This is a genomic window from Massilia sp. S19_KUP03_FR1 (assembly GCF_036688685.1).
Lineage (GTDB): Bacteria > Pseudomonadota > Gammaproteobacteria > Burkholderiales > Burkholderiaceae_D > JALYUM01.
In genome coordinates, this window is the sequence record NZ_JAQQPS010000030.1 from 45,563 (window position 1) to 59,140 (window position 13,578).

Annotated in this window: 11 protein-coding genes; 2 read left to right on the forward strand and 9 right to left on the reverse strand. The window is 61.9% G+C overall.

Annotated features, from left to right (window positions below; translation table 11 throughout):
- Positions 1-145: 145 nt before the first annotated feature.
- The 7 genes from V6M87_RS24720 to V6M87_RS24750 form a co-directional block, all read right to left on the reverse strand.
- Positions 146-1,387, reverse strand: a complete 1,242-nt coding sequence (locus tag V6M87_RS24720; RefSeq protein ID WP_332879335.1) for a type II toxin-antitoxin system HipA family toxin — start codon at positions 1,385-1,387, stop codon at positions 146-148.
- A 39-nt stretch (positions 1,388-1,426) separates the two neighbouring features.
- Positions 1,427-4,246: an AAA family ATPase gene (locus V6M87_RS24725; protein WP_332879336.1), complete on the reverse strand. Its 2,820-nt coding sequence runs from the start codon at positions 4,244-4,246 to the stop codon at positions 1,427-1,429.
- Positions 4,233-4,967 carry a hypothetical protein gene (locus V6M87_RS24730; RefSeq protein ID WP_332879347.1) on the reverse strand — a complete coding sequence of 245 codons (735 nt, stop codon included), beginning with the start codon at positions 4,965-4,967 and terminating at the stop codon, positions 4,233-4,235. Before V6M87_RS24730 ends, V6M87_RS24725 begins: the two co-directional genes overlap by 14 nt.
- A complete protein-coding gene (locus tag V6M87_RS24735; protein ID WP_332879337.1) occupies positions 4,960-6,348 on the reverse strand; it encodes a hypothetical protein in 1,389 nt (462 codons plus the stop codon). Before V6M87_RS24735 ends, V6M87_RS24730 begins: the two co-directional genes overlap by 8 nt.
- 121 nt (positions 6,349-6,469) lie before the next feature.
- Positions 6,470-6,856 carry a cupin domain-containing protein gene (locus V6M87_RS24740; protein ID WP_332879338.1) on the reverse strand — a complete coding sequence of 129 codons (387 nt, stop codon included), beginning with the start codon at positions 6,854-6,856 and terminating at the stop codon, positions 6,470-6,472.
- A gap of 10 nt (positions 6,857-6,866) precedes the next feature.
- Positions 6,867-7,598, reverse strand: a complete 732-nt coding sequence (locus tag V6M87_RS24745) for a DUF3108 domain-containing protein (protein WP_332879339.1) — start codon at positions 7,596-7,598, stop codon at positions 6,867-6,869.
- 1 nt (position 7,599) lies between these two features.
- The gene (locus V6M87_RS24750) at positions 7,600-8,751 is read right to left on the reverse strand and encodes a DUF3108 domain-containing protein (RefSeq protein ID WP_332879340.1); all 1,152 of its coding nucleotides are present in this window, start codon (positions 8,749-8,751) and stop codon (positions 7,600-7,602) included.
- A 113-nt stretch (positions 8,752-8,864) separates the two neighbouring features.
- Between V6M87_RS24750 and V6M87_RS24755 the strand changes: the two genes are divergently transcribed.
- Positions 8,865-9,374: a PhaM family polyhydroxyalkanoate granule multifunctional regulatory protein gene (locus tag V6M87_RS24755; protein ID WP_332879341.1), complete on the forward strand. Its 510-nt coding sequence runs from the start codon at positions 8,865-8,867 to the stop codon at positions 9,372-9,374.
- 1 nt (position 9,375) lies between these two features.
- Here the strand turns inward: V6M87_RS24755 and V6M87_RS24760 are convergent, their stop codons facing one another.
- Positions 9,376-10,503 carry an FAD-dependent oxidoreductase gene (locus V6M87_RS24760; RefSeq protein WP_332879342.1) on the reverse strand — a complete coding sequence of 376 codons (1,128 nt, stop codon included), beginning with the start codon at positions 10,501-10,503 and terminating at the stop codon, positions 9,376-9,378.
- Positions 10,504-10,580: 77 nt separating this feature from the next.
- Here V6M87_RS24760 and V6M87_RS24765 point away from each other — a divergent pair, with 77 nt between their 5' ends.
- Entirely contained in the window at positions 10,581-11,261 is a 681-nt protein-coding gene (locus tag V6M87_RS24765) for a TetR/AcrR family transcriptional regulator (protein ID WP_332879343.1), read from the forward strand.
- A 772-nt stretch (positions 11,262-12,033) separates the two neighbouring features.
- Here V6M87_RS24765 and V6M87_RS24770 read toward each other — a convergent pair.
- Positions 12,034-12,510, reverse strand: coding sequence for an OsmC family protein (locus V6M87_RS24770; protein ID WP_332879344.1), 477 nt, complete (start codon positions 12,508-12,510; stop codon positions 12,034-12,036).
- Positions 12,511-13,578 lie beyond the last annotated feature (1,068 nt).

Sequence of the window (13,578 nt, forward strand, 5' to 3'; positions counted from 1 at the left end):
CGCACGAAATAGTCTGAACATTGGATGCATTGTCGTCCCGGTTTTGTGCGCAGGAGTTTAACGCAACAAGATGTTATCCAATAAAAATACCATTAAGAAAGTCGTGGGGCGGCATCCCGCCGTGATGAAGAACCTGGCCAGCTGATCACGGCTGGCGCAGCAAGGTCAGATTGCCCGCAAGGCGCTGGCGCATGCACTGCGCCCAAGCAGCATCAAGGACGGTTGCCGATGCTTCGAAGCTTGTCTCGATACGTCCGAGCAGATTGTTCAAATACAGATCGGCTTCCTTGTGGCTGGCGAAGCCGAAGCGGTGTGCGTCGAGCAAAATCGTCGAACGTGAAATGTCGAAGCGCATCGTCGCCAGTTGCATGGCCAGCCGTGTTGGCGTTTCAGCCGGATTCGGCACGACGTCATACGCAGGCGCAAGGCGCCAGCCGCCCAGGTCCGGGCGAAAATACGCAGCGTGATTGCGTACATGGTCGTCGTCATTGCCGCAGACGGCGTTGAAGACCATGCGCCCGAACAGTTCACGCCGGTCTTCATCGGGCGCGCCGATCAGCTTGAGTTGTTCCGCCAAACGCGGGTAGCTCCAGCGGTCCGTTTCCGCGGCCGTATTGGGGTATTCGGTTTGCAGCAAGCTCGCTGCGCTGACACACATGAAGCGTCGATCACGGTCGCGGTCGAACCGGAAAATGCGCACGGCGCTGGATCCTTGATTGATGGAGTGCAGCACAGTATGGGAAAAGTTGAGGCCACATGCGGCACCCCACTGATGTGCCATGTGCTCCAGTCGTGGAATGTCAGCGCTATCCGCCGCCACGCGCGGCTTGAGCAACCAATACTGCCCCTCCTCGTCCTGCACAGTCGCTTTCGGGCGTGCGCCACCAATCCCAACGGTTCGCAACAGGCGCTCTCTCAGGCCAGAATCGACAGCCGGACGATGGGCACTGATCGCCTCCAATTCGGCAATGAGTGAACTCAGCTGCACTATTTTTGGCGTTGCGATTGAAGGCACCGAAGGGCGCTTGCTCGTCCCAATAGCCAACGCGCCCCAGCGGTGCGCATTGCTGGACAACAGCAAATATCGAAGCGGTGATGGGTCAGCCAGGTCATTTGCAAGACGCAGCAGCATCTGGCCCCATGCATCAGGCCCGGCATCGCGCAAGACATCATGCAATCCGCCGTAGCGCGGCGCCACCAGTGCATGGTCGGCTCGAAACGGCAAGTTCACCGGATCGATGCTCCAGGTGCAGCCAGCCTCGATATAGCTTCGCATGTACACGAATGTCGCTACACCAGCCGCCTCTATATGGACGTGGCCTGCCGTCACCCACGTGCCATTGTCAGGGCGCTGCAGGTACACAAAAAGCGGCGCAGTGCGTTTCATAGATGAGACGTTACAGGTTTAATGCGTCATCTATGAAAATCACGCCGCCTTGCCCGGCATGCGCCGCTGCAACACAAAAATCGGCTGCGCCCACGGCTGTTCCTTCTTCTTCTTGCTGGTAATGAGCGTCAGCTCGGACGGATCGTAGACATCCGTGTTGTGCGTCAGCGGCGTCGTCATCAAATACTGCGCATCGGTGTTCTTCAAGAATTCGCCGACCAGCTGGATGTTGCGGATATCCAGGTGGGCAAACGGTTCATCGATGAACACGAAACCGCCCGAACCGTCTTCCGACTTCAACAAGCCAATCAGCAGCACCAGCGACTTCATGACCTGCTGCCCGCCTGACGCTTCGCCGTCGTTCATGCCGATTTGATCCTTGCCGTCGAACTTAAAACGCACGTGCAGGCCGGCTTGCGCCAGTTGCACGTCGTCGTTCTCGAGCCGCACCGGATCGGCCTGCACATCGATGCCGGCCAGTTCGCCCAGCTCTTTGATGTTCTTGCTGTACGCCTTGACGGTGTAGCGCAAACGCTCGATGTAGGCGCCGCGCGCATTCCCCGTCGCTTCGATGGCGCGGTTGTTCTGGTAGCGGCGCTCGTCGGTTTCCACTTGCCGGCCCTGCAACTGCTCGGACAGGCGCCCGTGCTGGTCGATGACGGTAGCGTCCAGTTCCCAGTCGTCGCGCGCCAGCGCGTGCTGCAAGGTCGACACGCGCAGGTCGACCTGGTGCGCGTTGACGTGCTTGGCCACCAGTGCGTTACGGCGCTCGGCGCGGCGCCAGCCCTGTGGCAGGTGGCGCCACGTGCGGCGCAATTCCAGCAGCGCTTTCGCGTGCTCGGTGCGCTGCTCGATCTGTCTGCGGTGGCCCAGTCGCAGGCCCGCTTCCGCTTCGGCCAGCGCCATTCTCGCGTTTTGCCAGACCGTGTCGGCGCGGGTGCGCGCGACCGTCGCGTTCTTGGTCAGCATCTGCAGCTCGCCCAGGCGCGCGCCCACTTGCAGGCGCTCCGCTTTCAACGGCGTCAGGCTGCGCGTGGCTTCCTCGAATTCGCCCGAACGTGCATCGAGCTCCTTGGCCGCATCGACACCGGCGATGCGGGTCTTGAGCGCGCCCACTTCGGCCGCCAGTTTGCTGATGGTGAGGGTGAGCGCGTCTTCCTGCGCTTCCAGGCCCGGCAGCAGCTTCTGGATCGCCTCCAGACGCTGGGTTTTACCGGCCGAACCAAAACGATAGCGCGACGGTTCGACGAACAGCGAGCGCCCGCCACGGCGTTCGCGGTGGTAGGCATCCGGCGTAATCCACTCTTCCGAGCGGGTTTTAAAACCGGCATCGACCGATTCGACCCGGTCGATGCGCGCCAGCTGGTCGATCAGCCAGCCCGGCGCATCGCTTGAGAAACGCACCACCGACAGCAGTGAATCGTCTTTTACAACGGGCGCGCTGACGCAATCGGGCACGATGAAGTGGCGATAGCGCTCCTGCTCCGCCAGCCGGTACGCGGCCGGGGCATCCTTGGCTTTTTCCAGCAGCACCACCGAGGCGTAGCCGCCCAGCACACCCTCGACGGCGCCCTGCCATTTCGGGTCGGTCACTTCGACGATATCGGACAGCATGGCGTGCGCAATACCCTCGTCGCGCAGGGCGCGGCGCATGGCGCGCTGTACTTCCGGCTCCGGCATCGCGCTCTTGCCCTGCAGCGCCGAGATGGTCGACAGCTCGCCCGCAATGCGCGTGGCAATCAGGTCGCGCGCCTGCTTCTGGCGCGTCAGTTCGGCGTCTTTCGCGGCCAGTTGCACGGCCACTTCGGCCATGTCGGCACCGGCGTCGGCCGCCAGCCGCTGCAGGCGGGTCTGCTGCTCGAGCAGGCTTTCCAGCGGTTTCAGCTTGCCGTTCACCTGCGTCAGGCGGCTGGCCAGGACCGTGGCTTCCTGCTCCAGCAAGGTTTCCTGCTGCTGCGCGTCGGTGTGGGCGCGCGCCTGCGCCGCCAGCGCATTCCTCTTTTCGATCAGCTGCGAGTCGGCCTGCTCCATCGGCTTTCTGGCCTCGCGCAACTGGCGGCTGATATTGCCGGCCTTTTCGCGCGCTTCATGGTATTCCAGGCTGGGCAGCACTTCCTCGATCAGGTTGCGCCGCTCGCTGTGCAGGTCTTCCCACTGGTGGTAGTTGGCCACGCGCAGGCGCAAGCCTTCCAGATTCGTGCGCGACGATTCCAGCTCGGCTTCAAAGCGTTTCAGTTCCGTTTCGGTGTCGCGCTGGTGGCGCTTGGCTTCATCGTACGCGTCCAGCACTTCCTTGTCGCCGAACACCTGGAATACCAGGTCGAGCAACTGGCGCGGCGCGTATTCGCACAACTTGTCCGTCTCGCCCTGCTCGAGCGCCAGCACCTTGGCCATGGCGGGCGACAGCCCCGCATTGGCCAGGCGCTTGCGATAATTTTCTACCCCTAACCAGTCAGTCGCTTCGGTGACTTCTTCGATGTCGACGTTCCCCGGGCGCATCAGGTACTGGCGCTTCCAGTCGCCGCCGTTTTTCTGGATCTGGCAAAACAGCGTGACTTCGTCGTCGCTGAAAAAGCCCGAGCTGCGAAACGGCCGGTTCGACAGCTGGCGGCCCGAGACCTTGTTGTCGACCACGGCGCGGATCCACGCCGTCTGCTGGCCCGAGTGGCGCGCATAGTGTTTATAGGTGCGGCCCATCGAACAATCGAGGCCGAACAGCGTGCGCAAGGCATCGAGCAAGGTGGTTTTGCCGGAACCGTTCTGGCCGGCGATGGTGATGATCTTGGCGTCGAGCGGGATGTTCTTGATGCGCTGCCAGTAATCCCAGTGCACCAGTTCGAGCGATTTAATGTGGAACATGGCTGCCTTCAGTCGGGGTATCGTCGATGGATTCGTTCAGCGGTTCTTCCAACGCAGCGGCCATGGCGTCAGGCGCACGCCGGCGCGCGATGGCCAGCGGCGCGCGCTTGAACACGTCGGCCAGGGCGCCGTTGATGATGCGTTCCTTGAGCACGTCGGTGTCCATCATCAGGTCCAGCAAAGGGCCCTCGAAGATCACGTCGCCACGCCGCTCGATGAAGTTCAGCTTCGAGAGCACGCCCAGGTTCATGTCCATGCGCGTCTTTTTACCGAGCTTGTCGCCGAAGTCGGACAGCAGCGCCGTGTACGAGATGCCGACCGAGGTGTCTTCCGCGCGCGGGATCGGGTTGTCCTTGTCGAACATGTCGTTCTGGTCGTCGACGATGCTGGTGTGGGTTTCCTGGCGCTCGCGCTTGGGCAGGATGATCTGCGCCCACAGCACCACCAGCAGCGCCACGCCGTCGCGCGTAAGGCCGAAATTATTGTTTTGCCAGATGTCCTTGGCGCCGAAAATCTTCGGCTCCACGGCGCGGTGCAGCGCCAGCGTGACGTGGTCGGCGTAGACGTTGTCGAGCAGCTTCAGGCCCGACTCCAGCAGCCGCTTGTCGACCTCGGCGCGGAAGGTGTCGTCCGACAGCACGCGCTTGACCATCTTGTCGTCGCGGCGCAGGGTCTGGTGCGTCAGCAGGCGCGCAATCAGGATTTGGGAGTCGTCATTGATCATGAGGCTTATTTTCCAAGTTCAATTCCAGGTCGAAATCCAGTGAAAGGGTCGCGATCGACATCGCGGCGACCTCGGGGTCGTCCAGCTGCACCATCTCGTCAGTTGGAGTGAAGCTCACCGGCAGGCGCGCCAGGCGGGCGGTGGCACCTTGCAGGCTCGCTTCGGCGGCGTCGCCCAGCAGCGGCAGCAGCGACGCGCGGTAGGATGCCACGGCAAAGCTGGCCGGCAGCAGCGAATCCTGGATCGGCACCGATTTCGGGCCGCTGTCGGAAAAGCTGGGGAAGTTGCCCAGGTTGGCGAAATCGGCCAGGCGCGCCAGCCAGTCGTCCAGTTCGACCTGGATGGCCGGGCCGTCGTTGACGGTCAAAGGCGCGTCTTCGCCCGATGGCAGCCCAAGCGGGCCGACCTGCGCGCTGCGCTCGGTCAGCAGCTCGGTTTCGGCCACGTCGATCATTTCGGCCGGGGTACCGAACAGCGGCACCACCGGGCGGTCGATCGCGCCGGCGGCCAGGCTGGCCAGGTCCTCGTGCGCCAGCAGCCAGCGCTTGACGTCGGTGGTCGACAAGCCGGACTGTCCAAGATGGACCCGCTGGCGTTCAATTTGGTTCAAAGCGCGCGAGAACATGCCCTGCATATTCAGCAGCGCGCTCTGGGCGCGGCCGATCGCCTGCGCGGCCTTGTGGGTGGCGCCGTCGGCGCGCTCGTCGCCGGTAATCGCGCGCAGGATCACAGAACCCTTTTCGACCCAGTCGCACGCCATGTGCCACTTCGCCTGCGAGGTGCGCAGCTTGAATTCGGAGCCGGACGCGATCGCATCGCGGAATTCTTCGGTCAACTCGTTAAGGCGTCCCAACAGGTGTTTCAGTTGTTCGACCGTAACGCCGCCCACGGCCTGGGCGCCGGCCACTTGCGACAGCAAAAAGCCCATCTCGGCTTCGTCGTCTTCCTTGCCCAGCGCCAGCAGGGTATCGAGCGCCGACAGGACATTCCTCGCCATCGGCGTGATGCGGTACACGGCCGCCGGATTGTCCCAGGCCAGCAAGCCGTGGGTGCGCAGGCGGTTGAGCACCGTCTCCAGGCTTTCCGGGATCAGGTAGGCCAGCTTCTGGTTGATGTCGGCGCGGGTAAAACTGGTGGCCGTCGTGTCGGCGGCCAGTTCGCGCAGCACCAGCAGGCGCACCAGTACGCCGTCGGCGCCACCATGGAACAGGGCGGTAAAGGCCTGCAGCAGCGGCTGCGCGCGCTTTAAATGAAAAACCTGTTCGATTTCATCGGGCGCGATACCGGCGTGAAAATGCGCCTGCAGCGGATCGAGGTCGTCTAGCGGAAGGGCAAGGGGGTCTGCGGCCAGAATGGCGCCAGGCAGGGGATGGTTCATCTTGTTGGGACTGGACAGCGCAAACCGATGCATTTCGGTCAACACCGCCGACAGACTGAGCAAAGCTTTCGCGGGGGCGTGAGTATATCAGCTGGGAAGCGTCAACACCCCCGCGCGAAGATCAGCCGTGGTGCTTCGCCTCGTAGGCGTCGGCCTCTGCCTTGCTTACATGGATGATGCCATCCGGATGCTCGGGCGGCGTGTACAGCGTATACAAACGCATTTTTTCGGTCGGCGACGTATTGATGACGTTGTGCTCGGTACCGGCAGGAATGACCAGGGCAACGCCGTCTTCGAGCATGTGCAGCTCGCCGTCCAGGATCGCTTCCCCGAAACCGGCTTCGACGCGGATGAACTGGTCGTGGCCTTCATGCTTTTCGACGCCAATTTCTTCGCCTGGCTGCAGGGTCATGATGACCAGCTGGCTGCGCGGCGTGGTGTAGAGCACGTGGCGGAAATTCGGATTGTGCAGGGTTTTTTCTTCGATATTGACGGAAAATCCGGACATGGTGCTGCTCCTATCGTTTGGTAATTCTGGTTAATCGTTGTTCGACAAAATCGTCGTCATCGCTAAAGCGCAGGCGCACCGGGTACCACTCGAGCGAGGGCGCCAGCCAGATGTCGAGCACCTGGCCTTTCCCCTCACCTGCGGGCGCGCGCACGATATGCAAGGCCTCAACTTCGCCCAGCGGCGCGCCCAGGTCGACTTTTTCACGCTTGATGACTTTGAAGGTCCACGGATCGCCATCGCGCGGGCCGGCCACAAAAAAGTGCCAGTCCGAACCGGCCACGAATTTGTCCGGCGCGGCGCGGGCCAGCGCAGCGAGCTGCCAGGCTGCGCTGGCCCGATCCTGCTCGCCGCCGACGAGCGCATGCGTTGGCTTGCCTTCGCCGAACACGATGGTGTTCGCTGCGCGGTCGAACACCGTGTTGGTGGCGTCCTTGCGGAATTTTTTTTCAAAAAACTGGGCCGGCGCCAGGCCGTATTTGTCGATCGTCCCTTCGCTGCGGTTTTCCACAATTTTGCCGAGCAGCGGGCTTTTGGTCACGGCCTGGATGCTGTACTTGCCGTCGCCGCCACGCCAGGTAACCAGTGCCTCGCCGGGCAGCGTGAAGCCGCGCTGGCGCGCCTGGATGGCATAGTCGAGGTCGGCAGACGGCGCCAGCTTGAACGGCAGTACGGGTGGCGCCGCCATGGCGCCGGTATGGGCCAGCAAGGCCAGGGACAGCATCGTTAAAATTTTTCGCATATCAACTCCCAGTGTCGGTCAGAGTAATTTTACTGACGGTTTGGGTGGTGACCGCGCCGCTCGCTTCCAGATTGCTAATTCGTACAGGATACCAGTCGTGCCCCGGCGCCAGCCAGATGTCCAGGCGCGAACTGTAGGCGCCCGCTACCGGCGGGCGCGACAGGTGCACCGTTTGCATGCGCCCCATGCGCGTCTCGATCTCTTCCTGGCCGACGACGACGAAGCGGTACACGCTGGCATCCTTGTCCTCGGCCACCTGCACGGCGATCTCGCCGGTCAGCTGACTGGGGTCGCCGCGCCCAATGGCCGCCAGCTGCAACGGGATGCTGGCCTTGTCCTGGGCGCCCGCCAGCAGCGCAAAGCTGGCCTGCGACGCCGAGAACGTGATCTTCTGATCGGCTGCATTGAAATGCGTGGCTGTCTCGGACCGCCCGCGCCGCTTCTCCGTCATTTTGACAGGCACCAGGCCGGCCTCGCCCAGCGCACCTTCGCTGGTCAGCACGACCAGATTCACGCGCGTGACGAGCACGCTGATGCCGATTTCAACTTTCACCCGGTAGCGCTCGGCCGCGCGGCGCCAACCGATGGCCGCCTCGCCGCTCCACCTGGTGCCGTCGGCGTCGACCCGGTCGACATTCAGTACCAGATCGGCCGACGGTGGTGGCGCCATTTTATACACGGGCAGCTTTGGCTCGGGCGGCGCGGCCACCGCCACTTGCACGATCTCGCTGACCACGGGCGGCGGCGCTTCGAGCGGTGGCCCCTTCTCGCCAGGGATGCCAACCACGGCGCCATTGCCGGGCTGCGCCATGGCGTCGGTCAGCGCTTCGGCAAAGGTTGGTTCACGCGCTTCCACTTGCAACTCCGGCGGCGCAATGACCATCGGTTTCGGGGTCTTTCGTGGCTTGGGTGTCGCGCGCGGCGGCGGTGGCAGCGGCGCCGGCGCCACCTGCAGTGGCGTGCTCTGACGTGGCAGCGATATGCTCACCATGGCGATGCGTTCGGGGTCGCGGCGCACGTCGCGGCGCGGCCCCATATGGTGGACAATCCACAGCAGCAGGAACCAGTGCAGCAACACCGTCAGCGAACCCAGGACGAGTGCGCGACGGCGTTGCTGGACAAAGGAAGCGACCCCGGCGAGAGCAAATTTCATGGCGCTAGTGTAGCGGTTCCGCACTGGCGGCGTCGCCGCTCAGCATGGCGGCACGATCTCCCCGCGCGCCGGTTTATCTGCTACGCTGGCAGTTCACTCTCGCGGAGACAATCATGCCCACACCGAATATGCCAAATATCCCTGGCGCAGCATCGATGACCGATTCGCTTGAATTCGTCAAGAATTTATGGGGCAGCATGGGCATACCCGGCATGAATGTCCCCGGCCTGGCCGTGCCGAGCCTCGCGCCCGAAGACCTGGACAAAAAAATCGCCGACCTGAAAGCCGTCGAATCCTGGCTCAACGTCAACATGACCATGTTGCGCGGGACCATACAGGCACTGGAGGTGCAGCGCTCCACGCTGGCAACCCTGAAAACCATGAGCGCGACCTTCGCGCAATCGATGGGCCAGGCCGTGCCGGGCGTAGCGGCGGGCGCCACCGACCCGGCCACGGCGATGCTGCCGGCTGCCACGGCGTGGTGGAATCTCTTGCAGGAGCAATTCAAGCAGGCCGTGTCGAGCACCATGTCGCCGGAGGCCATGGCCAGCGCCAAACCGGCCGCCGATGCGGCCGAGCAGGCATCGAAAGCGCGCGTCAAGCCGAAGAACGACAAGGCCTGATTTATTCGCCAGCGCCGGTGAACATCTCGATCAGGCTGCGGGGTGCGTCCGGCCCGAAGCAGCGGTCGAAAATATCGCGCGCGCCGTCCGCCGCGTTTGCCGCACGTGGAAACAGCGCCCGTTCATACGCGGCCAGCGCGGCCTCCAGGTCACCGGGGTGCGCAACGATGGCCATGGCCAGCTCGGCCCCGTCGTACATGGCAAGATTCGCCCCTTCCCCCGACGGCACCATCAAATGCGCTGCATCGCCGAGCAGCGTCAAGCCGGGCCTGCGCTCCCACGCGGCAGCAATCGGCAGTGTCTTGATGGCGCGGGCTACCGGGTCGGTATCGCTGGCGGTGATGAGCGCGGTCAGCGCCGGCGCCCAGCCTGCGAATTCCTGCGCCACTTGCGCCAGCGCGCCGGTACGGTCGGTGAAATCGACCGTCGCCATCCAGTCTTCCGGCTTGTTCAACGCGACATAGGCATGCAGCACACCGTGCGGTTCGCGGTGCGCGAAAATGCCCTGCCCTGACGCCATCACAAACAGTGCGCCGCCGCCCACCGCTGCCGCGCTGGCCGGATGGCGCCTGTCGCTATCGAACAGGAACGTTTCGACGAAGGTTTTGCCGGCATAGACTGGCTTGGCGTCGAGCAGCAGGGGGCGCACCTTCGACCACGCACCGTCCGCACCCACCAGCAAATCGGCCGTCACGGTCGCACCGTCGGCAAACACCAGTGCATGCCGCCCGCCGTCCAGCGCCTCCAGCGCAGTCAGTTTGTGGCCCCATGCAATCGTCGTGGCGGGGAGCGATGCCAGCAGGATGCGGCGCAGTTCGCCCCGCAGCACTTCCGGCCGGCCACCCGTGCCGTCGTCGGCCTGCTCGAACAGGACAGCGCCATCCTTGTCCAGCACGCGGATTGCCTCGCCGCCCGGGTGCACCAATGCGACGAACTGCTGGTACAGGCCGGCTGCCTTGAGCGCCGACTGGCCGGTGTCCTGGTGGATATCGAGCATGCCACCCTGCGTGCGCGCATGTGCCGATGTGTCGGCCTCGTAGACCGTGGCGGCAATGCCGTGCACGTGCAGCACCCTGGCCAGCATCAGCCCACCCAGTCCGGCGCCGACGATGGCGATGTGCTTCGTCATGTGATTCCCTTTCAAAGTTAATGGAACGACGTTCCATTGCATATTGAAACAGGTAGCCGCGTATGTCAAGATGCGCCATGACCAAAAACACACGCCGCACACAACGCGGGGAAACGGCACTGACGCGTGAACGCATCATCGACGCGGCGATCGACCTGCTCGACGCCAGCGGCGAAAGCGGCCTGACCTTCCGCGCGCTGGCCGCGATGCTGGCAACCGGCGCCGGCGCCATTTATTTTCACGTCGCCGACAAGGGTGACCTGCTCAACGCCGCCTGCGACAGCATCGTGGCGCAGGCCATCGCGGCCAGCGCGGACGGCGCGACGCCGCAGGACACGCTGCGCGCCATCGGCCTGGGGCTGTTCGATGCGATCGACGCGCATCCATGGGTGGGGGCGGAACTGGCGCGCGCGCCCGGCACGATGCCGACGCTGCGTATCCTGGAAGGCATTGGCCGGCAGGTGCAGGCGCTGGCTGTGCCGGACGCGCTGCTGTGGCGCGCCACGTCGTCCCTGTTCAGCTATATGGTCGGCGTGGCTGGACAGAATGCCGCCAACGCCCGCATCGGCCAGGCGCGCGGTGTCGATCGCGCCGATTTTCTCGACGGCCTGGCCACTGCCTGGATGCGGCTCGACGCCACGGCATATCCCTTCATGCGCAGCGTCGCAGGGCAGTTCCGCGAACACGATGACCGCGTCGATTTCCTGGCCGGCGTCGATCTGATTCTCGACGGGATTGCGGTGCAGCGGGCGCGCTGATCAGGGCCTGGCGCGCCGCCTAAGTACTCGCCGGGAAATAAATGTGAAATTTTGGCAAACAGAACCGGATGCGATGCAAGGCGGACGACGCGCCGCAATGCGAGCCGGTCCGCCGCCGCGGTTGCAAGCGTTGGCCAACGCAGCAGAGCGCCGGTTATGGCAGCCAAAAATCACATTTATTTACTGGCGGGTACTTAGGTGTAGCGGCTCGCGTTTGAAACGGGCCATGCTCGCATTCGACGCATTTTCCGGCTCAATTTAACTGCAAATAACCGACGACTCGGCTCACGCTATCTGCAAATATGCTCGCAATCCATGGTGCCGGCTTGCATTCGACGGCGACGTGCTCGCGCCAACTGCAAGTGAAATTACCCCGACGTCGACAGGCCGCTTCCGACCGAAAGCGGCCCTATCCGTAAAGCGGTTTATTAAAGAAAATACCAAGCAATAGCAATTAGAACGGTCAGGTAACCAAAAACTAGCGAAGCGTCGCGAAATTTGAGGGCAATCGGACTAAATTCAGAGCGCGGGCGCGAATAAAAGTTCTGTAGCCAATTTCGGCTGCGTGGAGGTATTGCCATCGCGATCAATGTACAAACGGTGCCGCACCCGATCGCGGCGCACACGCAAGCATAGGCAAAGTGTTTCCAGTCCACTGAATCGCATTCCTTTAAGGTTTGATGATCATCGTCCGCTTTTGGCCGAAATCAGCCGATCTCTGCCAGGCCGGTTTCGACGCATTGCGGACGTTCACAGCCTTGGTCCTGAAGGCTTATCGGGCAACTAAATTGAAAGTCGGTTCACAGCTGACGGGGAAATTCACGGATCGTGCAATAAAGCAAAAGGCATGAACTTTCTGGTGAAGTTCGGCGGCACGTTCTAAATCTGCTCCCTGATGCACCGAAATTTTCGGCCGGAGAATTGCGGAGAGAAACCGTCCCGCGCCGTTCGGCAGCGTCTCCCCATGTCCAACCGGATCGTCACGGTAGCTTGTAACAACGATCCCGGCATTGCTCGCAAGGTGCAAATACCAGAGCATGTGGCAGGCGGATAAAGCCGAAATCAGGAGGTCCTCAGGATTCATCTTGCCCGGATCGCCGCCAAGCAGAGGATCGTTCGAACAATGAATGATCTCCTTGCCAGGTAATGCTATATCCCAGGTGCGGCCGTAGCCTTTGTAGGTGCGGGTCCCCTCTCCAAGGTTACCGGTCCAGACGATCGAGGAAACGAAATCGTGCAGCTTAGCCATGTCTTGTCCTGTATTGTGTTGTTCCTATGTTTCCATATCCAGATTAATCTGGCGTATGCGCCAAATTAATACCCTATCGAAGCGCAACTCGCCGATCTAACTGAGACTTGGCTGAACTTCCGCTTTTGGCTAAACCGGCTGTCCACACAAGTCTAGCATGTTGCCAATTTGAACTTGTTGCAATTTTTACCGACCGCCCGCAAACGACCCAGGCTGTGTAAAAACGTGAAGAAAATCCGCGATCAAAAAAATCGGCCTCTCAAAACGGCCGCTACGCGATTTTCTTGGGATCGGGAAGGGTGACCCCACCCATGGAAATTTCCAGTTTTGCGTTTTTACACAGCCTGGACCCAAAGCAGCCGTTTTCTGACTGATCGAAACGGCTACATAAAGCGCGAATAGCTGTGCCAAGCGCCGCCCAACGGCGACAACTGATCCCGCACAGCCTGCAGTCTGCTGACCAACTTGCTCCGCTCCTTGGGAGCCTTTAACTTCGCTGGAAGACGACTCAACCAATGACTATTCGCCCCGACAGGCAATTCACGTTTCCTGGAGAGCTGGCGACTAGTCTGAAGCGGCGTCGTCGCCATCACTTCGATAAAGTGGTCTAACTGGGCCAAGGAGCTGAACTGCAGATCTACATCTGCAGCGTCAACATGCAGAACCATGAACCCTTGATGCAATACCTCTAACGGCGCAGATGGGACACACTCCGTATTTGACCCAGCTACTGGTACATGAACCCAGAATGCTAACGGCGCCGTTCGCCAGTCAGGCTCAAGGGTAAAGTGGAAATATGGAGTCATGGGATGGGAGTTATCGGTAGCTGTTGAACCAACATACATCGCAGGGTCCGCTTTTGGCCCAGGCTGTGTAAAAACGCAATCCGGTTTCCACAATGGCGGACTCGGGCCGCCAGTCTATATTTGAAGGGCTAAACCGCGTTGTACTGCGTCATATCGTTTTATGTGAATCCCCTTCGAAGTGCTAAGGAAGCGCTGATCAATCGACGTTTTCGGAAGATTCCCACGTTTTTGGCGACGCGACCGCCATGCAGTTTCGCTCCCG

Bases quoted from the DNA above. Each gene is read 5' to 3' on its own strand.
- V6M87_RS24720 (WP_332879335.1), bottom strand. From the start codon at position 1,387: ATGAAACGCACTGCGCCGCTTTTTGTGTACCTGCAGCGCCCTGACAAT.
- V6M87_RS24740 (WP_332879338.1), bottom strand. From the start codon at position 6,856: ATGTCCGGATTTTCCGTCAATATCGAAGAAAAAACCCTGCACAATCCG.
- V6M87_RS24745 (WP_332879339.1), bottom strand. From the start codon at position 7,598: ATGCGAAAAATTTTAACGATGCTGTCCCTGGCCTTGCTGGCCCATACC.
- V6M87_RS24725 (WP_332879336.1), bottom strand. From the start codon at position 4,246: ATGTTCCACATTAAATCGCTCGAACTGGTGCACTGGGATTACTGGCAG.
- V6M87_RS24760 (WP_332879342.1), bottom strand. From the start codon at position 10,503: ATGACGAAGCACATCGCCATCGTCGGCGCCGGACTGGGTGGGCTGATG.
- V6M87_RS24755 (WP_332879341.1), top strand. From the start codon at position 8,865: ATGCCCACACCGAATATGCCAAATATCCCTGGCGCAGCATCGATGACC.
- V6M87_RS24735 (WP_332879337.1), bottom strand. From the start codon at position 6,348: ATGAACCATCCCCTGCCTGGCGCCATTCTGGCCGCAGACCCCCTTGCC.
- V6M87_RS24765 (WP_332879343.1), top strand. From the start codon at position 10,581: ATGACCAAAAACACACGCCGCACACAACGCGGGGAAACGGCACTGACG.
- V6M87_RS24770 (WP_332879344.1), bottom strand. From the start codon at position 12,510: ATGGCTAAGCTGCACGATTTCGTTTCCTCGATCGTCTGGACCGGTAAC.
- V6M87_RS24750 (WP_332879340.1), bottom strand. From the start codon at position 8,751: ATGAAATTTGCTCTCGCCGGGGTCGCTTCCTTTGTCCAGCAACGCCGT.